Consider the following 22,531-nt stretch of genomic DNA (forward strand, 5'->3'; position numbering starts at 1 on the left):
GCGACGGTGAGACGGTGACGCCGGGTCAACAGGTATTTGCCGCTGACGGCCGTATTTCGAGGTAATCGGCTACTGCTCGCGGTCGGCGCGGCCAGTACACACCCGGGGCGAATCTCCATGGAAGACACGTCAAAGTACCTCATTCACGCGGACGTCACGGCCGACGGAGTGGTCGAACGGAGTGACGTCGTCGGCGCGATCTTCGGGCAGACGGAGGGTCTTCTGGGCGACGAACTCGACCTCAGAGACCTCAGACACTCCCAGAAGGTCGGACGCATCGACGTCGAGATCACGAGCGCGAGCGGCACCTCGAGCGGCCGGGTGACGATCGCGACCAGCCTCGATAAGGTCGAGACGGCGACGCTCGCCGCGGCACTCGAGACGATCTCCCGGGTCGGTCCCTGCCGGGCGGAACTCGAGGTGCGCGAGATCGAAGACGTACGGGCGGCCAAACGCAAACAGGTCGTCGAACGGGCGAAGGAACTCCTGCGGACGGGCTTCGACGATACGGTGATGTCTTCAGAGGAGATCCTCACCGAGGTCCGCGAGTACGTCCGCGTCGAAGATATCACCGAGTTCGAGGGTCTCCCCGCGGGACCACGGGTGACCGACGGCGACGCGATCATCGTCGTCGAGGGCAGAGCGGACGTGCTCACCCTGCTCAAGTACGGCATCAAGAACGCCATCGCCGTCGAGGGGACGAACGTCCCCGACGCGGTCGCGGAGTTGACCAACCACCGGACGGTGACCGCCTTCCTCGACGGCGACCGCGGTGGGGAGTTGATCTTAGAGGAACTCACACAGGTCGGCGACGTCGACTACGTCACGTTCGCTCCCGCGGGGCGCTCCGTCGAGGACCTCGACCACCACGACGTGTTCAGCGCCCTCCGGAACAAACACCCCTACGACGACGTCGCCGGGACCATCCCCCGTGAGACCATCGCCGCGACCGACGGCAGTACGACACCCGTCCCGTCGGCGACGGACGGCGCGAACGCACTCGAGGCGAGCGAGGGCGAACAGGTCGTCGTAACCGGCACGTCCGACGAGCCTCCCTCGACGGCCGAGAGCGCGCCGCTCGAGACGGTCACGTCGGCGACGGAGGCGGGCCAGCCGGACGACGCGGAGTCCGCCCCCAGGAGCGTCTACGAACACGCGAGCGCCGTCATCCGCGAGCGGACCGACCAGGTGCGCTTTCTCGACGCGGAGGGAACGGTGCTCGAGGAGACCGCGGCCGGGGAGACGTACGACACACTCGAGACCGCGGAGACGGTGCCGACGACGGTCGTCCTCGACGGCATCGTCGGCCAGCGGCTCGTCGACCTGGCGGCCGACCGGGGTGTCGACGTGATCGTCGCGCGTGCGCTCGGCCAGTTCACGAAGCGGCCGACGGGCGTCCGGGTCTATCCGGTCACCGAGGTCGCCGAGGAGCCGCCCGGTTAGCCGAGGACGGCGATCGAGAGGAGCAAGAGTGCGCCGACGAGGGCCCCCGAGAGCGTCGCGAGGAAGTTGACGCCCTGGTTGCCGACGAGGTTCCCCTCGACCGTCGCGCCGAGGAGGCTGTCGACGGTCATGCCGGCGAAGCCCGCAGCGACGATGATCGCCGCGCCGACGCCACCGACGTCGGTGAAGAACACGTACGAGATGAGCGCGACGACGGTCGCCCCGGCGAGACCGGCGACCTCGCCCTGCCAGGTGACCCCGCCGTCGGTGCCCGGTTCGACTGGCTCGAGCGTCGTGATCAGCCGCGGGGAGTCGAAGACGCCGCCGATCTCACTCGAGAGGGTGTCGCTGAGCGCGGTCGCGAGCGAGCCAGCGAAGGCGAACAGGAAGAGGGCGGGTTCGTCGACCGGGATGACGCCGGCGGAACTCGCGGCGTAGCCGAGGACGGCCGCGAGGGCGACGGCGGCGTTGCCGAGGACGTTCGAACTGCCGCGTGCGCCGTCGTTCTCCTCGGCGACGCCGCGGTCTCGTTTCTCCTCGTAGCGGAACTTCGTCGAGAGGCTGCCGATGGCGAAGAAGGTGATGAGGACGGCGAACCAGTCGTAGCCGCCGAGGACGATGGTGAGCAACGAGAGCAAGACGCCGGTGAGCATGCCGGCGACGGAGGCAGCGCCGAGAGCGAACGAGACGTAGCCGACGGCGACCGTGACCGCGAGCGCGAGCGCGACGTCGGTCGTCGTGATGGCCGGGTCGAGTTCGACGAGGAGCCAGCCGAGAAAGCCGACGGCGAGCACGACGACCGGATCGTCGTACTGAAAGAGGACGTCGCGCAGCAGGGCCGCGAGGAGGACGCCGCCGGCGGCGAGGAAGACGACGGTCGCGAGCGTCGAACTGAGGGGGAGTCCCTCGAGCGTCCGCGTGAGCAGGTGGCCCGCGATGGCACTCACACCGCCGAGGAGACAGAAGGCCACGACGCGAGCGACGGCGTGGTCGGTGACGAGACCGGCGAGTTCGTCGCCGAGGTTGCCGAAGCCGACGAGGAGGACGCTGGCGACGAAGACCGCCGTCGGCATCGACGACTCCGCGGCGAGCAGGCCAAGCGTCGTCGCTGCGAGCGCGAACGTGAAGAGACCGTAGAGTCGCCCGTCTTCGTAGTCCTGGGGGTAAGCGAAGAGGTCGAAGGCGGGTCCGTCGGTGACGACGAGCGCGAGTGCGAGTACCACCAGTGCGACGGGGAGCGCACCGATGGGGTCGTCGAGTAGCGGAACGACGAGGACGAGCGTCGACAGCAACGCAAACGCTCCTGCTCGTCGAACGGTCGATGTCACGATATCGGACCCTTTCTGTGGGGATCACTTAACTTCCCCTTTTCGCGTTATCGTCCGCCTCCCGCTCTCGGTACGGGCGGGAAACGGCATTCACCGACCGTCCACTCTCGGTTCGGACGGTGACTCGCGAGCGACGGTTGCAGGAACTCACGACGATCCGAACGTTTAGGCGCGTACGCGACGAACCGCCCGGTCGTGGGACTGTACGAACGGTACCTCGCCTACCAACTGCGCCGTCACGACGGTACGCCACCCGAACACGTCGCGCTCGTGATCACCGAGCGCGACCTGCTGGAACAGGGTGCCTACGAGACGCTCACCGACTTCTTCGACTGGGCGTTCGAGTACGCCACGCGCGTGACGGTGTACGTGAGCGTCCTCGACGCCGGGGCGATTCCGACCCTCCAGCGCGAACTCGAGGAACTCGACACACCGCGTGAGATCGCCGTCCGTGGACCCGAAGACCGCGTTCGTGCCGACGCGCCGATCCAGGTCGGTATCGGGTTGGGCGGCAAAGCCGAGTTTACGAGCGCGGTCAGAACGCTGGCGGCGGGCGTCGCCGACGGCGAACTCACACCGGAAGAGATCGACGACGAACGCGTCGAGCGTCACCTGATCTTTCCGTCCGAACCGGACGTGGTGATCAAGACCGGTGCCGAGCGCCTCTCCGATTTCATGATCTGGCAGTCGGTCTACGCAGAGCTGTACTTCACCGACGTCAACTGGCGTGACTTCAGAAAGCGCGACTTCCTGCGTGCGATCCGTGAGTTCTACAACCGGTCGCGGCGCTTCGGCCAGTGACCGCCGACTGCCGGCCGGTCTGGGTCGGATCGTCCGCACACGCCGAGAAGGTTACGAACGGCCTACCGAGACGGCCACGTCCTCGAGCGTCTCGTCCGTTCGAATCTCACAGCGGTCGGCACTGACGCGGCGCTCGGTGCGGTCGTAGGTGAGCAGCCCGTGGGACTCGAGTTTCGGTAAGACGATGTGAACGAGCGTGAGCCGTGTCGTCTCGAGACCCTCGCCCGTCTGCCGCGAGACGCGGTCGGCGAGGTGTTCGAGCGTCGCGTCGGCGTCCACCCCGAGGGCCTGAATCGTCGCTCGCGTGCGTTCGTCGGCCAGGAGGCGGTACGTCTCGTCGTAAGGGATACCCGTCGAGCGAACGAATCGGTCGACGTCGATCGGCGTGGGTCCAGAGACCATTACCAATGGAAATGTACTGATCGCATATAAATCTATGTGTCACGGGCGCAACGGACCAACGGCGCCGGCTCACTCGAGCGTCGGTCCCGCCGAGTCGGTACGCTCGAGTTCCTCCTCGTCGGGGCGCTCTGCGCTGGGTAAGGAGTCGCGAAACCGGGCGACCGTCGTCTTCGCCTCGAGCAGTTCCGGTTCGCTTATCGCCCGGAGGAGCGCGAGTGCACGTCGGGCGCGGGTCCGACGCCACGACTCCTCGCGGTGCTGGTAGGTCCGGATGCCGCGTAAGAAGTCGACCCTCGAGAACTCGGGCCAGTAGGGCGTACAGAAGAAGACCGCTGCTTCGTTGCCGTTGGCGTGCCACGGGAGGAAGTTCGACGTGCGCTCGTCCCCGCCGGTGCGAATAATGAGGTCGACGTCTCTAACCGGATCGTCGTACAGTCGCCGGTCGATCGTCTCGACATCGATCTCGTCGGGTTCGAGCGCGCCATCCTCGACGTCTCGAGCGACGCTCCGGGCTGCCTCGAGCAGTTCCGAGCGCCCGCCGTAGGCGAGGGCGACGTTGAGGACGAACTGGTCGTACTCGGCCGTTCGTCCCTCGGCGTACTCGATCGCCTCCTGGAGGCGTGGTGGGAGGCGGGCGGCGTCACCGATGACGCGGATCCTGACCTCGTTGTCGTGGACGCGGTCGGCGTCGGCGAACTCGGTGAGTTTCTCCGTGAGCAGGTCGAAGAGCGCCTCGCGTTCGTCGGGCGGCCGGTTGAAGTTCTCCGTCGAGAACGCGTAGATCGTCAGCTCCTCGACACCGATCTCGCGACACCACTCGAGGACGGCCTCGGTGGTGTCGGCTCCCGCCCGGTAGCCGTCGGGTGCCTCCCCACCCCGACTGCGTGCGTAGCGGCGGTTGCCGTCCTGGATGACCGCGACGTGCGTCGGTGCGCCCGTGACCTCGCGCGTGAGTAACCGCTCGTAGCGAGCGCGCAGCCATCGGTAGAGCCAACCGCTCATTACCCACCAGCACACCAGCGACGTGTATGTCTCTTGCGTTACGGGTCAGTGGCTGCGAACACCTGGCGCCGGCGAATCGTGACGGCTATGCCTCCGGAGGGGTTCGACCCGGACAATGGCAGACGTCATCGACGAGGACCTCTATCAGCGGACGAAGGCACTGCTCGAACCCGGCGAGATCGAACTCAACGGCGCGATCGTCCACACCGAGTATGGCTCGGACGAAGACGTACAGATGATGCAGGCGACGATCGACGTCGGGGACGTGATCGCGACGGCCGCCGGCCACGACCCGCGCGACTGCTACGTCCACTCGGGCAACGACGACCCAAGCTTCTCGTCGAACCAGCACCAGGGACTGACCCTCGAGAGCGAGGAATTCGTCTGGGAGTGCCAGCAGCTGCTGCGGAATGGCACCTTCGACATCGTGATCTACTACGAGGCGAGCGCCGACCACGAGGCGATTCTCGAGGGGATCGCCGACCTCGGCTTCGAGGTGAGCGGCGTCCGCGGCGACGAGGCGTAGCGGGACTCGAGCGCGGTCGATTCGCTTATGCGCCGTCGGTCCCGACCTCGGGTATGACTGGCGTCGACCTCACGACGCGCGAACGAGCCGTTATCAACGCCTTCCAGGGGGGCTTTCCGGTCGTCGAGCGGCCGTTCGGACCCGCCGCCGCCGCCATGCGCGACGAAGGCGTCGAGATCGATCCGGGAACGATCCTCGAGACGATTCGCGACCTGGACGAACGCGGCGTCCTCTCCCGGTTCGGGGCGCTCGTCAACGCCCAGGAGATCGGCGGCGCGGCGACACTCGTTGCGATGCACGCACCCGAAGCGCGCTTCGACGAGGTCGTCGAGGCGGTCAACAGCCGCCGGGAAGTCGCACACAACTACGAGCGCGAACACCCCTCCCTCAACGTCTGGTTCGTCGTGAGCGTCGCCGAGCGCGAGCGCGTCGAGACCGTCCTCGCCGAGATCGAGGCCGAGACCGGCCAGGAGACCTACAACCTGCCCAAACGCCGCGAGTTCCGCGTCGAGGCGAAGTTCTACGTCGACGGCCCGCTCGAAGACGGTCTCGACTGTACCGACCGCGGCCCGTCGGTGACGCCGACCGACCGGGAGACGCTGACGCCCGCCGAACGCGACCTCGTCCTCGAGATGCAAGACGGCTTCCCGCTCACCGAGACCCCCTACGCCGACGTCGCCGCCGCGATCGGCCAGGAGACCGAGTGGGTGCTCGAGACCGTCAGCCGGTTCGACCTCGAGGGAAAGATTCGCCGGATCGGCGTGATCCCGAACCACTACAAACTCGGCTACACCGAGAACGGCATGACGGTGTGGAACGTCCCCGACGACCTCGTCGGCGAGGTCGGTCCCGCAGTCGCCTCGCTCCCGTTCGTCACCCACTGTTACGAGCGTCCGCGCCACGAGGGCGTCTGGCCGTACAACGTCTTCGCGATGACCCACGGACGCAGCGAGGACGAGAGCGCGCGCCGGGTCGAGCAGGTCCGCGAGACGATGGCCGAGTACTGGCCGGTCGAGGACGACGACTGGGACACCCTGTTCTCGACACAGATCCTCAAGAAGACCGGCATCAGACTCGCCGAACGCGCCGACGCCAATACCCAGGCATGATCCCGCTGCTCCACGACTTCACCGGCGAGACCGTCCTCGTCTTCGGCGGGGGTCCCGTCGGCGCGCGGAAAGCCCGCCGCTTCGCCCGCGAAGCACGCGTGATCGTGCTCAGTCCGACGTTCACGGACCGGGAGTTCGGCGGCGCAACACGCCTCCGCGTCGCGCCCGGACCCGAGGAGGTCGACGGCTGGGTCGAGCGCACCGCCCCCGCACTCGTGATCGCCGCGACCGACGACGAGGCGGTCAACGACGCGGTCGTCGCGGCGGCACGCCAGCGCGGCCTACTGTACAACCACGCGACCCGCGCGGGCGACCACGAGCGCGAGGTCGACGACGTGGTCGTTCCGGCGACGGTTCGCGACGGTCCCGTCACCGTCGCCGTCGCCACCGGCGGCACCGCCCCCGCGCTCAGTAAGTACCTCCGCGAGGAACTCGAGGAGACGCTCGCGGGTGCCGGCGAGATGGCGGCGGTCGTCGCTTCGGTTCGCGAGGAACTTAAAATTCGAGAGGTGTCTCCCGAAACCAGGCGAACGATTCTCACGGACCTCGTCACTTCTCCTGGCGTTTGGACAACTTTACGTACCGGGAGTTCGAACACCCAGCAAGTGATCGAGGACGTGCTCGAACAGACTTTCGCTCTCTCTTCAGATTCTGATACGACAGCAGGTGAGTCGCCGTGACCGACACCGGGGTCGTCACGAGCGCCCGCGTCACCCACGCCTCCGGCAGCGTCGACGACATCGCCGCCGCCAGTCCCGAGAGCCAACGCGACGCCGTCTCGGCGCTCTGTGCCCGCCCGGGCGTCGAGGAGGCCTACGTCCTCTCGACGTGCAACCGCGTCGAAGCCTACGTCGTCACCCCCGACGCCGCCGGCGGCGGGGCCGCACTCGAGACGCTCTTCTCGGGCGTCGACCCCCACGCCGTCGTCCGCGCCGACCACGAGGGGAGCCTCCACCACCTCCTGCGCGTCGCCGCCGGTCTCGAGTCGGTCGTCGTCGGCGAAGACCAGATCATCGGCCAGGTGCGCACCGCCTACGAGGACGCCCGCCACGCCGGCGGCATCGGCCCGACGCTCGAGACCGCCGTCACCAAGGCGATCCGCGTCGGCGAACGTGCCCGCACCGAGACCGCGATCAACGACGGCATCGTCTCGCTCGGCTCCGCGGCGACCCGGGTGGCGGCGACCGAACTCGACCTCGAAGGTGCGAACGCCCTCGTCGTCGGTGCCGGTGAGATGGGACAGCTCGCCGCTCGCAGCCTCGCCGACGCGGGCGTCGGCCACCTCACCGTCGCGAACCGCACCGTCTCGCGTGCGCGTCACCTCGTCGACGAACTGGACGGCGACGCCGAGACAGCCACTGTCGGACTCGACGCGCTCGAGGACGCCGCCTCGAGCGCCGACGTGATCGTCGCCGCCACCGGGAGTCGGACGCCCGTACTCGACGCCACCCACGTCGCCCCCGGGGAGCGCTCGCGCGTCGTCGTCGACCTCGGCCAGCCCCGCGACGTCTGCCCGGAGACGGCGACGGTCGCCGGCGTGAGCCTCTACGACTTAGACGACCTCGAGTCGATTACCGAAGAGACCCGCGAGCGCCGGAGCGCGGCCGCCCGCGAGGTCGAAGCGCTGATCGACGAGGAGTTCGTCCGCCTGCTCGAGCAGTACAAACGCACCCGCGCCGACGCCGTCATCGCCGCGATGTACGAGAGCGCAGAGCGGGTCAAAACGCGCGAACTCGAGACCGCCTGCTCGCGACTCGAGCACGAAGGGACGCTGAACGACGACCAGCGCGAGGTTCTCGAAGCGATGGCCGACTCGCTGGTCGGGCAGCTGCTCGCCCCGCCGACGAAGAGCCTCAGAGAGGCCGCCGCCGAGGACGACTGGAGTACGATCAACACCGCCTTACAGCTGTTCGACCCCGACTTCGGTCCCGGCGCACCACCGGCCGCACTCGAGCGCACCGTCGGCTTCGGTGAGAGTGAACTCGGGACCGCAGACGACGACTGATCACTCCTCCGGTAGCGTGGCCGTCCGGGCGTCGCTCTCGTCGAACGAGACCGCGTCGACTTTGAACACCGGCGTGTGTCCGGTCTGGTAGTAGTGATCGATCATCGCGAGATTCAGGTCGGCGTCCGCGTCGGGGTCCGCGCTGGCGACCCAGTCGCACTCGCCACAGCGTGCGTCGTCCATGCGATGGCTCTGGGGGTGCATGCGGGTGACCCTGTGGCTTCACCAGTACACCCGCTATGGAGCCATCGGCGCGACGACGGTCTCCGGCGGGGCACAATCATTATTTAACTGGGTTGCGTTCGTGCGCTCATGGCCGACTTGCTTTCCGACGACGAAATCGAAGATCAGTTGCCAGAAGCCTGGGAACGCGAGGGCGACGAAATCGCGCGAACCTACGAGTTCGACGACTACCTCCACGGCGTCAACTTCGCGCAGATGGTCGGCGAAATCTCACAAGCGCAGTTTCACCACCCCGAGATCATCATCGGCTACAAGACGGTCGAGATCCGTCTCACCACCCACGACGAGGGCGGCATCACCGACGCCGACATCGAGATGGCCGAACTGATCAACGCCGAACAGGCGGCCTGACCGGCGGGGAAAGCGGGGGTCGGGAGGCGGCGACGGGCGGTGACTTCTACGCGTGAAAACGGTGGCCGGTGGTTTTTATTAGCGGGCGAATACGGGAGGGCATGCGGCGAGCTGCCGACACCCGCCCCGCTGTCGAGTCCACTGGATTGCACACCCCCGCCTTCCTCCACGGACACTACTACCTCGCGTGTTACCTCCGAATGCTGGTCGCACTGTTCACCGCCCTCTCGGTCGCGGGCGTCGCGACCACCGTCCTCGCGGCGCGCGCATTGAGGGGAGAGTCGATAACGGTGCGGAATCCATCGGAGTCCGAGATGATGGCCATGCGGGCCGAAGACCCGGATCCGATGCTATTGCCCCCGGAGGTGAGGGCCTGGCGGGCCGAACTCTGGGAGCCGTACCCGATGTCCACGTCCCAACCCTTCCACGAGCACGTTCTCGAGTTCGTGCTCGTCATCGGCACCTCGTGGGTGATCGTCGGGGCAGTCGTCGTCGGTGCTGTGTTGACGCTCGTCGCAGCCTCCTCGTGACGGGGACCAGCCACCAGCACGCCCGTCGCGAGGCCGGCGTGGACGAGCGGGCGAATAGCTTTCACCCCCGAGTGCATAGATACCAGACATGAACGGCTGCCCTCCATCCGCGTCGCTCGCCGACGGCTCGAGCGACTTCACCCCGGCCAGTTCGACCAGTTACTACCTCGCGTGTTACCTGCGGGCGCTGCTCGTCCTCGCCGTCGCGACCGTACTGGCAGCGCTCGGGACGCTCGAGGTGTTCGACGCCACGCTCGTCGTGACCGTCGGCGACGCCGCCTCGGGAACCGCCGCCGAAGGCGTCGTCCAGGCGAGTGCGGTGGCGTTCTCGCTCGAGGGACTCGAGACGCCGCTCTGGGTGGGCACGCTCGAGTACGTCGTCGCGGTCGCGACCTGGTGGCCGACGGCGGCGGTCGTCACCGGTGGGGCGCTGGCGACAGCACTCGCAGCGCGCTGGTGAGCGGAGCGTCGGGAATACCGGTCGTCGGCGTCGAGCGGCCGTTGTTTTCACCAATCTCCAATAAATATAAGTAACAGCCACGAGACAGTACATACGGAAGCCGCATGGCTAGGCGGCAATTCGACTCGCAGAATTGTCCCGGGTGTAGGCGCACCCGAGACGCGGCTTCCAAACCTGCGGAAGGGTTTGATCGCCATGATTGCATACATACTGGCAAGACATAAACGTCTCGCACGCACAGCCCCCCGTCAGCCCCTCGAGAGTCGTCGGTTCTCGCCTCGAGTAAGTCGCGTCTGCTCGAGTCGCGACCATCGGAGGCAACGATGACGGACTCGGGCGACGGTCACGAGGAAGTCACGTTCGGTAGACTCGGTCCCTGTCCGCTCTGTGGAGATCCCGTCACCGTCGTAACGAGCACCGGGCCGTCCACGCACGTCGCCTCGCCGTGTGGCTGTCGGGTCCCCGGTGACTGGTCACGACGCGAGTGAGAACGCAAGTGGTACCCGAGGGAAAGTTGCTCGAGAGTCACGTTCACTTTCACTCCGGAGGGTTCCGGAACCGACAGCCCTTCATTTCTGCGGTCACTGGCTGTGGCTAGATGAGCACGGAGTACATCGAGGTGCGAGGTGCGAAAGAGCACAATCTGAAGGACCTCGACGTCTCGATTCCACGCGAGGAGTTCACCGTCGTCACCGGACTGTCGGGGTCGGGGAAGTCCTCGCTGGCGTTCGAGACCGTGTACGCCGAGGGCCAGCGTCGGTACATCGAGAGCCTGTCGGCCTACGCACGCAACTTCCTCGGGCAGATGGACAAACCCAAAGTCGAGTCCGTCGACGGTCTCTCACCCGCGATCAGCATCGACCAGAAGAACGCGGCGAACAACCCCCGCTCGACGGTGGGGACCGTCACCGAACTCCACGACTACCTGCGCCTGCTCTACGCACGCGTCGGCACCCCACACTGTCCCGAGTGTGGCCGCGAAGTCGGCGAACAGTCGGCCCAGAACATGGTCGCACGCATCCTCGAGTTGCCCGATGGAACCCGGGCGAAACTCGCCGCGCCGGTCGTGCGCGACCAGAAGGGGGCGTTCCAGGATCTCTTCGAGGAACTCGTCTCTGAGGGGTATTCCCGCGTCGAGGTCGACGGCGAAGAACACGACCTCGCGCTCGAGAAACCCGACTTAGACGAGAACTACGACCACACCGTCGACGTGATCGTCGACCGCGTGAAAGTGAGCGCAGAGGCGCGCCCGCGGATCGTCGACAGCGTCGAGACGGCGCTCGAGCAGGCCGACGGAATCCTCAAGGTCATCCTGCCCGACCCGCCTACGGGCGTCGACCTGGGACCGGAAGCGCGCTCGACGGGGGCACTCGGCGAGGAGACCGACGACGACGGACGCGTCGTCGTAGAGTTCTCGAAGGACCTCGCCTGCACCCACTGTGGAATCGACGTCCCGGAGATCGAAACCCGCAGTTTCTCGTTCAACTCCCCCCACGGAGCGTGTCACGCCTGTGAGGGTCTCGGCGAGACCAAAGAGATCGACGAAGACCTCGTGGTCGTCGACCCGTCGAAGCCGCTGCGGGACGTCTTCGAACCCTGGAGTTACTCCCGGTCGTACTACCGGACGCGGCTCGACGCCGTCGCCGAGCACTTCGACGTCTCGCTCGAGACGCCGTTCGAGGAGCTCGAGGCGGAAATCAGAGAGGCGTTTCTCTACGGAACCCGCCGACAGGTGCTGTTCGAGCGGCGGACCCGCTCGGGCATCCGGCGCAAGCGCCAGCGCTTCGAGGGCGTGATTCCGAACCTCGAGCGGCGCTACCTCGAGACCGACTCCGAGTCGACGCGCGATCACATCGAGAAGTACATGGGGGCGACGGCGTGTCCCAGCTGTGAGGGGACGCGCCTGAAGCCTGCGAGCCGCGCGGTGACGATCGACGACACTGCCATCACCGAGATCAACGCGATGAGCATCGGCGACGCGCTCGCGCACTTCGAGTCGCTCGAGACCGACCTCACCGAGCGCGAGCAGGTGATCGCCACCGAGATTCTCAAAGAGATCCGCGCGCGCTTAGGCTTCATGTGCGAGGTGGGACTCGAGTATCTGACGCTCGACCGCGAGGCGTCGACGCTCTCCGGGGGAGAGAACCAGCGCATCCGGCTGGCGACGCAGATCGGGTCGGGGCTGGTCGGCGTGCTCTACGTGCTCGACGAGCCGTCGATCGGGCTGCACCAGCGCGACAACGACCGCCTGCTCAACACGCTGTGTGAACTGCGCGACATCGGGAACACGCTGATCGTCGTCGAACACGACGAGGAGACGATGCGCCGGGCGGACACCGTGATCGACATCGGTCCCGGTCCCGGCAAGCGTGGCGGCGAGATCGTCGCCAACGGTCCCGTCGAGGAGGTGAAAGCCTGCGAGGAGTCGATCACCGGCGACTACCTCTCCGGGCGCAAGCAGATTCCCGTCCCCGAGCAGCGTCGCGAGCCGACGGGCGCGCTGACGGTCCGCGGGGCACGCCAGCACAACCTGGCAGACCTCGACGTGGACGTCCCGCTTGGCTGTTTCACGGCAGTCACTGGCGTCTCTGGCTCCGGCAAGTCGACGCTGATCCACGACGTGCTCTACAAGGGTCTCGTCCGCGAGATGAACAACAACACGAGTGTCATCCCCGGCGCACACGACGCCATCGACGGACTCGAGGAGATCGAGACCGTCCGGCTGATCGATCAGTCGCCGATCGGTCGCACGCCGCGGTCGAATCCGGCGACCTACACCGGCGTCTTCGACCACGTCCGCGAGTCGTTCGCGAACACGAAACTCGCGAAACAGCGCGGCTACGAGAAGGGCCGGTTCTCGTTCAACGTCAAAGGCGGCCGGTGTGAGGAGTGTGGCGGTCAGGGGACGGTCAAGATCGAGATGAACTTCCTCTCGGACGTCTACGTCCCCTGTGAGGAGTGTAACGGCGCTCGCTACAACGACGCCACCCTCGACGTCACCTACAAGGGCAAGACCATCGCGGACGTCCTCGAGATGGAAGTCGGCGAGGCCTACGACTTCTTCGAGGCGAACTCCCAGATTCGCCGCCGCCTCCAGTTGCTGAAGGATGTCGGACTCGAGTACATGACCCTCGGCCAGCCCTCGACGACGCTCTCGGGCGGGGAGGCCCAGCGGGTGAAACTCGCCGAAGAACTCGGGAAGCGAGACACCGGCGAGACGCTCTACTTGCTCGACGAGCCAACGACGGGTCTCCACAGCGAGGACGAACGCAAACTCATCGAGGTGCTCCACCGCCTCGTCGACAACGGCAACACCGTCGTCGTCATCGAACACGAACTCGACCTCGTGAAGAACGCAGACCACGTGATCGACCTCGGTCCCGAGGGCGGCGAGAACGGCGGCGAACTCGTCGCGACGGGGACGCCGGAAGAGATCGCCCACCTCGAGACCTCACACACCGGCCAGTACCTCAGAGACCTGTTGCCCGACGTGGATCTCGAAGGGCCGCGCGGCGGGCGCGTCGAACCTGCGGCGGCCCCGATGGACGACGACTGACCGGCCGCTCGTCCGGGTCGGTTTCGGCATCTTCGAGTCACTCGCCGGGCGAACGCACAAGCAGATCCCGGCCCCGAGTGAGGATATGCCGCTACTGCAGTTCGACACGACGCGCTCGCTCTCGAGGCGGCCCGGCGGCCCGCTCGAGTGTCTGAGCGCGCAGGCGCCTCCGCCACGCTAAAGCCGCTGCCCGTGGGAGAGAGACGGTCGATGGATCGGTCGTACTGGCGAACCGTCTCGCTCGTGACGACGTGGCAGGTGGCGGCGAGTCTCTGCTACTACACCGTCTTCGCGGCGACGCCCTTCTTTCGCGACGCGTACGGACTCTCACGCTTCGAGGTGGGGTTCGTCGTCACGATACTCACACTCGGGTACACGCTCTTTCTCCTCCCGCTCGGGGCGCTGACCGACCGCTTCGGAGAACGGTGGACGCTCACGCTCGGTCTCCTGGGACTCTCGGCTGGCGTCGTCCTCGTCGCCGGTGCACCGTCGTTCGCGCTGTTGCTCGTCGCCGTCTTCGTCCTCGGGTCGCTGTACGGCACCGCAATCCCAGGGACGAACAAAGCGGTCTACGACAACATCACCGCAGGTCGCCAGAACCTCGCGATGGGGATCAAACAGGTCGGCGTAACCGGTGGCAGCGGGATCAGCGCTCTGCTCGTGACTGGACTGGCGGGTCTCCTGTTCTGGCAGGCCGGCTTTCTGGTCGCCGCCGGTGTCGGAGTGGCCGTCGCCGTCGTCTTCGTACTCTACTACACTGGCTCGAGTGCGGGGGCGAGTGCATCGTATCCGGACTTTCGGGCACTCGGCCGTAACCGACCGTATCGGTTGCTCCTCGCGGCGGGATTCTTCACCGGGGCCGCGCTGTTCACGACGACCGGCTACACCGTCCTGTTCGTCGACGAGGAACTCGGCGCGTCGGTCGCCTTCGGTGGGATCGTCCTCGCGCTCGTACAGCTGTTCGGTAGCTTCGGACGGATCGTCACGGGGTGGCTGAGCGACGTCCTCCCCGGCGATCCCAGGCGGCGAATCGGGTCGATCCTCCTCGTCCAGACGCTCGCGAGCGCTGTCCTGTTCGTCGTCGTCGCCGCCACCTCGAGTCCGTGGGGAGCAGCCGTCGCCTTCTCCGCGCTCGGTTTCTTCGTCCTCGGGAACACCGGCGTCTACTACTCCTGTATGGCCACACTGGTGCGAACGGACGAGATGGGCGGGGCAACTGCCGGCGGCCAACTCGCACTCACTGCGGGCGCACTCGTCGCACCGCCTGCGTTCGGACTCCTCGCAGATACCGTCGGCTACCGTGTCTCGTGGTGGCTGCTCGCCGCCGGCTGTCTCGTCGCCGCCAGTCTCGTCTCACTCGTCCTCGGACTCGAGTCACCGACCAACGACCCCGCGATGTGCGAGTGAGCGGAGAGAAAGAGACGGTGAACGAGTACGGACACCGACGAGGAACGGGAAACACACCGAGACAGTGGGCCAATTACTATCCGCTCACGTGTGGTACGTGAACACATGTATCGAATACTGCTCCCGGTCGACGGGAGCGAGACACGGGCGGCCGCACAGGTGGAGGCGGTCACGAAGCTCTCGAGCGTGACCGAGGGCATCTCCGTCGAGATTCTCCACGTTCACGAGCAAGTGAGAGGCGTGGACGCCGAGTGGGCGGCGGGCGGGTTCGCCGAGACGTACGCTGAAGCGATGCGAGAGAGCGTCCGAGACACCTCGAACCTCCCGGATTCGGTCGACCTCGTGGCCGAATCCCTCGAGTCGGCGGGCATCGAGCACGCAGTCCAGGAGACACGTGGGGAGCCGGCCGAGGCGATCCTCGAGATCGCAGCCGACCACGAGGTCGACTGTATCGTCATCAGCGCGCGAAAGCGCTCACCGATCGGCAAGGTACTCTTCGGCAGCGTCGCACAGGCGGTTATTCTCGACAGTGAGTGTCCGGTGACCGTCGTCGCCGAGTAGGGAGATGGATCGGACACCGACTCGAGCGCGAGCGGCGATAGCCACCCCCAATTGAATACATTTCGAATAAGCAGACCTTAGCACAGTGTATGGGTCGCAACACTAATATCGAGTCTCCTGACGTCGCACTCGAAGATGGAGCGCACAGTTCGGGAGACGTGCGAATCGGTCGGTCACCGGATCTGGGCGTACTCGTGGGTACTCAATTCGCAGACGAAAGCATACCTCACACTCGACGGGCCGGCGATTCTCGAGGACCTGGCCACGACGGACGAACAGCGTCGCCTCGTCCGGAAGGCGTTCACCGATGGCGGGCGGGAACCGGCCGGCGGTGGGCCAGAAAGTGGAGAAGACGGCGGCGGCGATGGAAACAGCGAGAACGGAGACGGCGGGGGCGGGGGAAACGGCGAGAACGGAGGCGACGGAAGCGGGGGAAACGGTGACGGCCGCGATGGAGACGACGAGTCGCCGTTCGACGTCACCGGCACGTACGGCCCCCGACAGAAGATCGGGTTCGTCCTCGGACCGCTGCTGTTCGCGCTGATTATTCTCTCGCCGACGCCCGAGGGACTCACACCTGAAGGGCAGGCAGTCGCCGCGGTCACCGCCTGGGTCGCCGCCTGGTGGATGTCAGAGGCGATCCCGATTCCGGCGACATCGTTGCTCCCGATCGTCCTCTTTCCGCTCACCGGCGCACTCCCCGCCGCCGACACGACGCCGTCGTACGCCGACCCGCTGATCTTCCTCTTTATGGGCGGATTCTTCCTCGCGATGGCGATGCAACGCTGGGGCCTCCACCGGCGCATCGCCCTGCGGACGATCAAGGTCGTCGGAACCGAGCCCTCGAGACTCATCCTCGGGTTCATGGTCGCGACGGCGTTCCTCTCGATGTGGGTCTCGAACAGCGCGACGGTGATGATGATGGTCCCCATCGCACTTGCGGTCATCTACCAGACCGGCGACCTGATCCAGGATGCCGGCCTCGACATCGACACCAGCGAGGGGAGCTTCGCGTTCGGGGTCGCACTGATGCTGTGTATCGCTTACGGGGCCTCGGTCGGCGGCGTCGCGACGCTCATCGGCACCCCGCCGAACATCCTCTTTGCGGGCCAGGCGGAGGCACTCTTCGGTGAATCCATCTCGTTCGCCGAGTGGATGCTCTACGGTCTCCCGATCTCGATCGTCGGCCTGGTGGCGGTCTACGTCTGGGTCACCCGCATCGCCGTTGCCCCGCAGTTCGACGAACTGCCCGTCGGCGCGGACACCATCGACACCGAACTCGAGGAGCTGGGTTCGACGAGCAAACAGGAGTGGCTGGTGCTGGTCGTCTTCGTCGGCATGGCCGTCTCCTGGATCGGCGCGAGCCTGGTCGACCAGGCAGGGGTCCTCCCCGTCCCCGACGACGTCGACTCGATCGTCGCCATCGCCGGCGCGATGGTCCTGTTCACGCTCCCGACCGAGACCGACGACGGCGAGCACACCTTCGTCCTCGACTGGACGAGCGCCGTCGACATCCCCTGGGGCGTCATCCTGCTGTTCGGTGGCGGCCTCGCCATCGCCGCCGGCTTCGGAGACACCGGTCTCGCAGTCTGGATCGGCGAACAACTCGGCGCACTCGAGGGCGTCTCGATGATCCTCATCCTGCTGACCGTGGTTACGATGACCGTCTTCCTGACCGAGGTCACCTCGAACACAGCGACGACGGCGATGCTCATGCCAATCCTGGCTGGTGTCGCCGTCGGCATCGGTGTCCACCCCTTCGGACTGATGATCGCCGCGGCGACCGCCGCCTCCTTCGCGTTCATGCTCCCGGTCGCGACGCCACCCAACGCCATCGTCTTCGGCAGTGGCTACATCACGATCCCGCAGATGGCGAAAGTCGGGGTCGGCCTCAACGTCATCGGCATCGCCCTCATCACGGCCGTTGCGCTGCTGTGGCTCCCGCTGGCGTGGGGAATCGACCTCACGACACTCCCCGCCGAGTTCGTCGAGGGATTCACCAACGGCTGACTGGAGATCGGTGACGACTCGAGAGACCCACCGAAAACCGGCACGCACCCGCGGCTCACTTCGGCTCGGACTCGAGCGTCGTCTCGCCGGTCGGACCGCTCCGGTAGACCGCGTAGAGAATGAGCACGGCGATGAGGAAGTCGAGGCTGTGCTCGACGAGGTGGTGGACCGTCATCGGGACGTAGCCGAAGACGGTACCGAGACCGAAAAACGAACGAGCGACGAGCGCACCCAGCGCGAGGACGATCAGCAGATACTGGCTGTTCCGGCGTCTCGAGTAGGCGAAGAGGCTGACGGCGAACAGCGCCGTCGTCCCGGCGGCGGCGAGGACGATGACGGCGACCAACACCGCAGCCAGCTGCGTCTCCGGCCAGGCGTGACCGACGAGAACCGGCGGTGAACTCGAGGGTATCATGCGCTCGATATGCACCGGTGGGACCGTCGGCTACGTAGTCGCTTCGGTCCAACTGTCGAACGGCGGCGGTCCCTCTCACGCGTGGTGTTCGAAGAGACGGTTCTGGTGGCGTGAGTGTTCACTTCCCGGTAATAACCATCAGAAGGATTATGCTTTGTTGCGTATAATAAAAACAATTAAGTAACCGTATGATGTGTGGTCGCATGTGACGTCGACGGCCCCACTGGTGGGCGAGCCAGTCTCGGTGGCCGGTCACTCGAGACAGGGTTCGCTCCCGTCGGGTATCGAATCGGACACGACCGACCGTCGACGAGAGTCGAGCGAAAACGGTGGGTGATGGAGACGGCCGCGTGGGGTCGGCCGTTCCCAAAGCGTGGGAACGACGGCGAGTCGTTATCTACCGGGAGGGTCTAGGTGGCGCTGAGTCGAACAGGTCCCGATTCGACACACATGAGCACGACTCGAGACGAAATCCAGGCGACGGTAGCCGCGAACGCGGGCGTTCACTTCAACGAACTCGTGAGGGAGTCCGCGTTCGCGCCAGGACAGATCCAGTACCACGTTCGCAGGCTGATCGACGACGAGCGAGTCGTCAGCGACCAGTTCTACGGCCAGACTCACTACTATCCACCCACCTACGACGCGTGGGAACGTGGCGCGCTCGCCCTGTTCCGCCGGGAGACGGCCCGAGAGATCATCGTCTTCCTGATCGAACACGGCGAGGAGACGGTCACACCGACGGCTGTCGTCGACGAACTCGACATCGCCCGGAGCACGCTCGAGTGGCACCTCACGCGACTCGAGGAGTGTTCGGTGGTCGAGAAACACTACGACGAGCGCGGGCGCGTGAGCGTACAACTGGCCCACCCAGAGCGGACGGGCCACCTCCTCTCGAAGGTCACGCCGACGGGACCGGAACGTCTCGTAGACCGGTTCACCCGTCTGGTGGACACCCTCCTCGACGGCGCGGAGTGAACGGCCACCGAGGCAGTCGTCGACCACGCTCGAGTGGCAACGAGGCGAGAGGAAAAATCACCAGACGGAACAGCGCTCGAGGGGATTCGACGACTGAACCAGAACCCGCAATACTAGGGGTGATGGAACACCCGTATGGAGCGGCGAGAGACACGACGACGGTTCGTACAGTTGACAGCCGGTGGGATGGCGCTCGGGTTCGCCGGGTGTCTGAGCGACGACGAGAACGGCGACGACGACCACGGTCACAGTCACGACGATGGCCACGATGACCACGGTCACGGTGACGACGACCATCACGACGACGACCACGGTGGCGAGAGCGACGCACCCGGCAGCGACGGTCTCCTCTACGCGTTCGCCCCCGACGAGATCGCGATTATCGACCCCGAGACGGGCACAGTCGTCGAGACGATCACCGACGCCGTCTCCGGGGCGTCGTGGGGCGACCCGCGCATCACCCACGACCACAGCGAGATCTACGTCATCAACGACGCGCTCGCACAGGTGCTCGTCATCGACACCGAGACGCGCTCGGTCGTCACCGAGGTCGACATCGGACCCGGCGCAACCCACATGTACCACCCCAAACCGGACGAAATCTGGGCCCACGCCGACGACGAGGGCGCGTTCTACGTCATCGACACCGACTCACACGACGTGGTCGAGATCGTCGACTCCGGACTCGAGGGCGAAGGCCACGGGAAACTCCTCTACCACGAGGACTTCGGCTCGAAGGGGTACGCCACCAACGTCAACGACCCCGGCGCGCCGATCATCGACATGGACGCCTACGAGCGCAACGGCTTCGTCGAACTCGGCGAGGAGGGCGGCACCCACTACAAGGCCTACGCGCCACAGAGCGGACTCGCCTACTTCGAGCGCTCCGGTGGCGTCGGCGAGACCGGGGTCGTCGACGTCGAGACCGACAGAGTCGTCGACAGACTCGAGTTCGCCGGTGGAATGTACCTCACCCCCGACGAGACGATGATGGGCGTCCTCGACGGCGATTCGATCCGCTTTTTCGACGCGACGAGCGAGGACAGCGATCCCATCGGCACCGTCGAGGTCGACGGCGGTCCGGACGCGCTACGCTACTACGACGACGGCGAGACGCTCTACGCCTTCACCGCGAACACGATGAACGACGAAGGTGCCGTCATCGACGTCGACGCACTCGATGTCGTCGACACGCTCACCGTCGGCGACATCGAGCGCCCCGAAGGAGCGCGCTTCCTCCACCGTAGCGGCGTCGCCGGCGGCGGCTACTTCTTCACGCCCGCCGAAGCCGACGGCACCGTCGCCATCGTCGACATGGCAGCCCGAGAAGTCACCGCACAGGTTCCCGTCGCCGACGGCGTCGACACCCTCCAGTACGTCGGCGACTCCGGAACCGGACACACAGGAACCTAGATGAGACCACACCGATCGCACGGACGCCTACAGGCCGCAACGCTCGTCCTCGTCGGCCTGCTGGTCGCGACGGTCGCCCTCGGCGCAGTGGCGACGCAGGTCGCCGGCCACGCCTACCTCAGCGAGTCCGACCCGGCCAACGGCGAAGCGCTCGAATCGGTCCCCGAGTCGGTGGACCTCACCTTCTCGGGTGACGGCGTCCAGATCGTTACCGAAGCGCGCATCGTCGACCCCGACGGGGAAGAGGTCGCCGGCGAAGCCGTCATCGACGAAGCCGACACCCAGCGCGTCTCGATTCCGCTCGCACTCGAGTCGCCTGACTCGGCTCCGGATGGGATGTACACCGTTCACTGGGAGGTGCTCGCCGACGACGGCCACACCACCTCCGGCTCGTTCTTCTTCACCGTCGGCGAAGAGGAACTCGACCGCGACGCCGTCCTCGCAACGTACGAAGACGACGATGACGACGGCGTCGCAGGATGGGAAGCCGGAGCGAAAGGTCTCGTCTTGCTCTCGCTCGTCGGTCTCGTCGGCATCCCCGTCACGGCGTGGGTCGCGCTCTACCCGGTCGTCGGCCGGAACGAGGCGGCACGCTCGAGCGTCGACTCGCGGCTCACGCGCGTCCTCGCCGGGGCTGGCGTCCTCCTGTTCGTCGGTGTTCTCGCGCTCGGTCTCGTCAGGGCAGCGTCGCTCGACGGTCTCTCGAGTGGGGCGCTCAGTGAGTTCGTCGGCACGAGCCTCGGCGCGGTCTGGCTCGCACAGTTGGCGCTCGCGGGCGTCATCGCGGCCGTGTTACTCGCCGCCGCGACCAGGGGACTCGACCGCCGGCTCTGGCTGGCGGCGGCGGGTCTCGGCGGCGTCGCCGTCGGCGCGCTGGTCGGCTCGACCAGCCACTCGGCGACGGCGATCGACCGCCTCCAGGGGACCGCCGTCGACTTCGCACACATCGCGGGCGCAGGACTGTGGGTCGGCGGCTTGCTCGTCCTCGCGCTCGCACTACCCGTCGCGCTGGAACGGGTCGACGAGTCGGCGCGTGCGAGCGTCGCCGCCGCAGCGATCCGACGCTACTCCATCGTCGCGCTCACCGGCGTGACGCTCGCGCTGACGACGGGACTCGTCCTCGCCTCCTGGCACGCACCCACGCTCGAGGCGTTCACCGAGACGCTGTACGGGACGGCGCTCTCGGCGAAGACGCTGCTCGTCTTCGTCGCACTCGGTCTCGGGGGGCTCACCCGGACGGTCCTCCTCCGGCGACTCGAGTCGAGAACGCCCGAACGAGCGCGGTCGAGCCGAGCGAGCGCCGGCCGGGCCGTCCGCGAAGATGGCGGACGAACGAGCGAGCCCACGGTGCTCGTCCGGCGGGCGATCCGACTCGAGGTAGCCGTCCTCGTCGGCGTCCTGTTGCTCTCGGCGCTGTTGACCTCCGCGCCGACGGCGGCGGTCGCGGCCGACGACGACGGGCCGGAGACCGCCACGCTCGAGCGCGAGTTCGACGAGGGTGTCCTCACGCTGACGACGCTGCCCGCTCACGAGGCCCAGGAGGCGTTCTTCGTCGACGAGGGCGCACCCGTCGTCTTCGAGGTCGCCTTCACCGACGGAACCGGCGAACGCGTCGACTCCGACCGGACGGTGTCGGTACTCGCCCACAACGAGCGCTCGGGGACGACGATGCGCTTCGACCTCGAGCCGACCGACGACGGCACCTACGCGAGCGTGCAAGCGCTGCCCGACGCGGAGTGGTGGGAGCTGCGGATCACCGGCTCCGTCGGGGGCACCTTCGTCAGCGAGTGGGTCGACGGCTACGCCATCCCCGAAGGCCACGGCCACGACGACCACGACCACGGTCCCGAAGAGACCGGGTTCACCACGCTGTTGCGCCTCGGCGCGATGGGCGTCGGAATCGTCGGCTCGCTCGCCGTCACCGTCGAAACCCTGCGTTTCGGGCGACGCGAGAACCAGACCGGCGAGTAGCCCGCCTCGAGATTTCGACACCG

At 66.6% G+C, this 22,531-nt stretch carries 22 protein-coding genes; 17 read left to right on the forward strand and 5 right to left on the reverse strand.

Translation table 11 applies throughout. The annotated features are described in order from the left end of the window. Window positions 1-117: 117 nt before the first annotated feature. Window positions 118-1,443, forward strand: coding sequence for a DNA primase DnaG (dnaG, locus tag N0B15_RS02260; RefSeq protein WP_263017727.1), 1,326 nt, complete (start codon window positions 118-120; stop codon window positions 1,441-1,443). On the opposite strand, the gene N0B15_RS02265 is transcribed toward dnaG, so the two are convergent. Then, window positions 1,440-2,771, reverse strand: coding sequence for a DUF92 domain-containing protein (locus N0B15_RS02265; RefSeq protein WP_263017729.1), 1,332 nt, complete (start codon window positions 2,769-2,771; stop codon window positions 1,440-1,442). The genes dnaG and N0B15_RS02265 overlap by 4 nt on opposite strands. 195 nt (window positions 2,772-2,966) lie before the next feature. On the opposite strand from N0B15_RS02265, the gene N0B15_RS02270 reads away from it, so the two are divergent. Beyond that, window positions 2,967-3,572, forward strand: a complete 606-nt coding sequence (locus N0B15_RS02270) for an undecaprenyl diphosphate synthase family protein (RefSeq protein WP_263017730.1) — start codon at window positions 2,967-2,969, stop codon at window positions 3,570-3,572. 51 nt (window positions 3,573-3,623) lie between these two features. Here N0B15_RS02270 and N0B15_RS02275 read toward each other — a convergent pair whose 3' ends face one another. Next, a complete protein-coding gene (locus N0B15_RS02275; RefSeq protein ID WP_263017731.1) occupies window positions 3,624-3,974 on the reverse strand; it encodes a DUF7344 domain-containing protein in 351 nt (116 codons plus the stop codon). 69 nt (window positions 3,975-4,043) lie between these two features. Next, complete coding sequence (uppS, locus tag N0B15_RS02280; protein WP_263017732.1) at window positions 4,044-4,976, reverse strand: polyprenyl diphosphate synthase; 933 nt, start codon at window positions 4,974-4,976, stop codon at window positions 4,044-4,046. A 115-nt stretch (window positions 4,977-5,091) separates the two neighbouring features. Between uppS and N0B15_RS02285 the strand changes: the two genes are divergently transcribed. From N0B15_RS02285 to hemA, 4 genes are read left to right on the forward strand one after another with little or no spacing between them, the layout of a single operon-like run. Then, window positions 5,092-5,502, forward strand: coding sequence for a DUF5778 family protein (locus tag N0B15_RS02285; RefSeq protein WP_263017734.1), 411 nt, complete (start codon window positions 5,092-5,094; stop codon window positions 5,500-5,502). A 53-nt stretch (window positions 5,503-5,555) separates the two neighbouring features. Next, window positions 5,556-6,611 (forward strand): siroheme decarboxylase subunit beta, encoded by a 1,056-nt coding sequence (ahbB, locus tag N0B15_RS02290; protein ID WP_263017735.1) that lies wholly within the window; start codon window positions 5,556-5,558, stop codon window positions 6,609-6,611. Beyond that, entirely contained in the window at window positions 6,608-7,291 is a 684-nt protein-coding gene (locus N0B15_RS02295) for a precorrin-2 dehydrogenase/sirohydrochlorin ferrochelatase family protein (RefSeq protein WP_263017736.1), read from the forward strand. Before ahbB ends, N0B15_RS02295 begins: the two co-directional genes overlap by 4 nt. Beyond that, entirely contained in the window at window positions 7,288-8,616 is a 1,329-nt protein-coding gene (hemA, locus tag N0B15_RS02300; protein WP_263017737.1) for a glutamyl-tRNA reductase, read from the forward strand. Before N0B15_RS02295 ends, hemA begins: the two co-directional genes overlap by 4 nt. Here the strand turns inward: hemA and N0B15_RS02305 are convergent, their stop codons facing one another. Further along, window positions 8,617-8,799, reverse strand: coding sequence for a hypothetical protein (locus N0B15_RS02305; protein ID WP_263017739.1), 183 nt, complete (start codon window positions 8,797-8,799; stop codon window positions 8,617-8,619). Between the two features lie 129 nt (window positions 8,800-8,928). Here N0B15_RS02305 and N0B15_RS02310 point away from each other — a divergent pair, with 129 nt between their 5' ends. From N0B15_RS02310 to N0B15_RS02345, 8 genes are all read left to right on the forward strand, one after another. After that, window positions 8,929-9,210, forward strand: coding sequence for a 4a-hydroxytetrahydrobiopterin dehydratase (locus N0B15_RS02310; protein WP_263017740.1), 282 nt, complete (start codon window positions 8,929-8,931; stop codon window positions 9,208-9,210). Window positions 9,211-9,311: 101 nt separating this feature from the next. After that, entirely contained in the window at window positions 9,312-9,740 is a 429-nt protein-coding gene (locus N0B15_RS02315; protein WP_263017742.1) for a hypothetical protein, read from the forward strand. An 88-nt stretch (window positions 9,741-9,828) separates the two neighbouring features. Next, window positions 9,829-10,200, forward strand: coding sequence for a hypothetical protein (locus tag N0B15_RS02320; protein WP_263017744.1), 372 nt, complete (start codon window positions 9,829-9,831; stop codon window positions 10,198-10,200). 323 nt (window positions 10,201-10,523) lie between these two features. Further along, complete coding sequence (locus N0B15_RS02325; protein WP_263017745.1) at window positions 10,524-10,688, forward strand: hypothetical protein; 165 nt, start codon at window positions 10,524-10,526, stop codon at window positions 10,686-10,688. 110 nt (window positions 10,689-10,798) lie between these two features. Then, window positions 10,799-13,756, forward strand: a complete 2,958-nt coding sequence (gene uvrA, locus N0B15_RS02330) for an excinuclease ABC subunit UvrA (protein ID WP_263017746.1) — start codon at window positions 10,799-10,801, stop codon at window positions 13,754-13,756. Between the two features lie 210 nt (window positions 13,757-13,966). Beyond that, a complete protein-coding gene (locus N0B15_RS02335) occupies window positions 13,967-15,163 on the forward strand; it encodes an MFS transporter (protein ID WP_263017748.1) in 1,197 nt (398 codons plus the stop codon). 105 nt (window positions 15,164-15,268) lie between these two features. Continuing rightward, window positions 15,269-15,724 (forward strand): universal stress protein, encoded by a 456-nt coding sequence (locus N0B15_RS02340; protein ID WP_263017749.1) that lies wholly within the window; start codon window positions 15,269-15,271, stop codon window positions 15,722-15,724. A 135-nt stretch (window positions 15,725-15,859) separates the two neighbouring features. Next, window positions 15,860-17,734: an SLC13 family permease gene (locus N0B15_RS02345; protein WP_263017750.1), complete on the forward strand. Its 1,875-nt coding sequence runs from the start codon at window positions 15,860-15,862 to the stop codon at window positions 17,732-17,734. A 55-nt stretch (window positions 17,735-17,789) separates the two neighbouring features. On the opposite strand, the gene N0B15_RS02350 is transcribed toward N0B15_RS02345, so the two are convergent. Beyond that, entirely contained in the window at window positions 17,790-18,149 is a 360-nt protein-coding gene (locus tag N0B15_RS02350) for a DUF7471 family protein (RefSeq protein WP_263017751.1), read from the reverse strand. Between the two features lie 450 nt (window positions 18,150-18,599). Between N0B15_RS02350 and N0B15_RS02355 the strand changes: the two genes are divergently transcribed. From N0B15_RS02355 to N0B15_RS02365, 3 genes are all read left to right on the forward strand, one after another. Continuing rightward, a complete protein-coding gene (locus N0B15_RS02355) occupies window positions 18,600-19,124 on the forward strand; it encodes a winged helix-turn-helix transcriptional regulator (RefSeq protein WP_263017752.1) in 525 nt (174 codons plus the stop codon). A gap of 135 nt (window positions 19,125-19,259) precedes the next feature. Then, window positions 19,260-20,537 (forward strand): beta-propeller fold lactonase family protein, encoded by a 1,278-nt coding sequence (locus N0B15_RS02360; RefSeq protein WP_263017753.1) that lies wholly within the window; start codon window positions 19,260-19,262, stop codon window positions 20,535-20,537. After that, a complete protein-coding gene (locus N0B15_RS02365) occupies window positions 20,538-22,508 on the forward strand; it encodes a copper resistance CopC/CopD family protein (RefSeq protein WP_263017754.1) in 1,971 nt (656 codons plus the stop codon). Window positions 22,509-22,531 lie beyond the last annotated feature (23 nt).

Source organism: Natronobiforma cellulositropha (assembly GCF_025629245.1).
GTDB lineage: Archaea > Halobacteriota > Halobacteria > Halobacteriales > Natrialbaceae > Natronobiforma > Natronobiforma cellulositropha.

Coding starts and splice junctions, on each gene's coding strand:
- N0B15_RS02325 (WP_263017745.1), top strand. CDS start 10,524: ATGACGGACTCGGGCGACGGTCACGAGGAAGTCACGTTCGGTAGACTC.
- ahbB (WP_263017735.1), top strand. CDS start 5,556: ATGACTGGCGTCGACCTCACGACGCGCGAACGAGCCGTTATCAACGCC.
- uppS (WP_263017732.1), bottom strand. CDS start 4,976: ATGAGCGGTTGGCTCTACCGATGGCTGCGCGCTCGCTACGAGCGGTTA.
- N0B15_RS02350 (WP_263017751.1), bottom strand. CDS start 18,149: ATGATACCCTCGAGTTCACCGCCGGTTCTCGTCGGTCACGCCTGGCCG.
- N0B15_RS02340 (WP_263017749.1), top strand. CDS start 15,269: ATGTATCGAATACTGCTCCCGGTCGACGGGAGCGAGACACGGGCGGCC.
- N0B15_RS02275 (WP_263017731.1), bottom strand. CDS start 3,974: ATGGTCTCTGGACCCACGCCGATCGACGTCGACCGATTCGTTCGCTCG.
- N0B15_RS02295 (WP_263017736.1), top strand. CDS start 6,608: ATGATCCCGCTGCTCCACGACTTCACCGGCGAGACCGTCCTCGTCTTC.
- dnaG (WP_263017727.1), top strand. CDS start 118: ATGGAAGACACGTCAAAGTACCTCATTCACGCGGACGTCACGGCCGAC.
- N0B15_RS02345 (WP_263017750.1), top strand. CDS start 15,860: ATGGAGCGCACAGTTCGGGAGACGTGCGAATCGGTCGGTCACCGGATC.
- N0B15_RS02285 (WP_263017734.1), top strand. CDS start 5,092: ATGGCAGACGTCATCGACGAGGACCTCTATCAGCGGACGAAGGCACTG.
- N0B15_RS02335 (WP_263017748.1), top strand. CDS start 13,967: ATGGATCGGTCGTACTGGCGAACCGTCTCGCTCGTGACGACGTGGCAG.
- N0B15_RS02365 (WP_263017754.1), top strand. CDS start 20,538: ATGAGACCACACCGATCGCACGGACGCCTACAGGCCGCAACGCTCGTC.
- N0B15_RS02355 (WP_263017752.1), top strand. CDS start 18,600: ATGAGCACGACTCGAGACGAAATCCAGGCGACGGTAGCCGCGAACGCG.
- N0B15_RS02360 (WP_263017753.1), top strand. CDS start 19,260: ATGGAGCGGCGAGAGACACGACGACGGTTCGTACAGTTGACAGCCGGT.
- N0B15_RS02315 (WP_263017742.1), top strand. CDS start 9,312: ATGCGGCGAGCTGCCGACACCCGCCCCGCTGTCGAGTCCACTGGATTG.
- N0B15_RS02320 (WP_263017744.1), top strand. CDS start 9,829: ATGAACGGCTGCCCTCCATCCGCGTCGCTCGCCGACGGCTCGAGCGAC.
- uvrA (WP_263017746.1), top strand. CDS start 10,799: ATGAGCACGGAGTACATCGAGGTGCGAGGTGCGAAAGAGCACAATCTG.
- N0B15_RS02305 (WP_263017739.1), bottom strand. CDS start 8,799: ATGGACGACGCACGCTGTGGCGAGTGCGACTGGGTCGCCAGCGCGGAC.
- N0B15_RS02310 (WP_263017740.1), top strand. CDS start 8,929: ATGGCCGACTTGCTTTCCGACGACGAAATCGAAGATCAGTTGCCAGAA.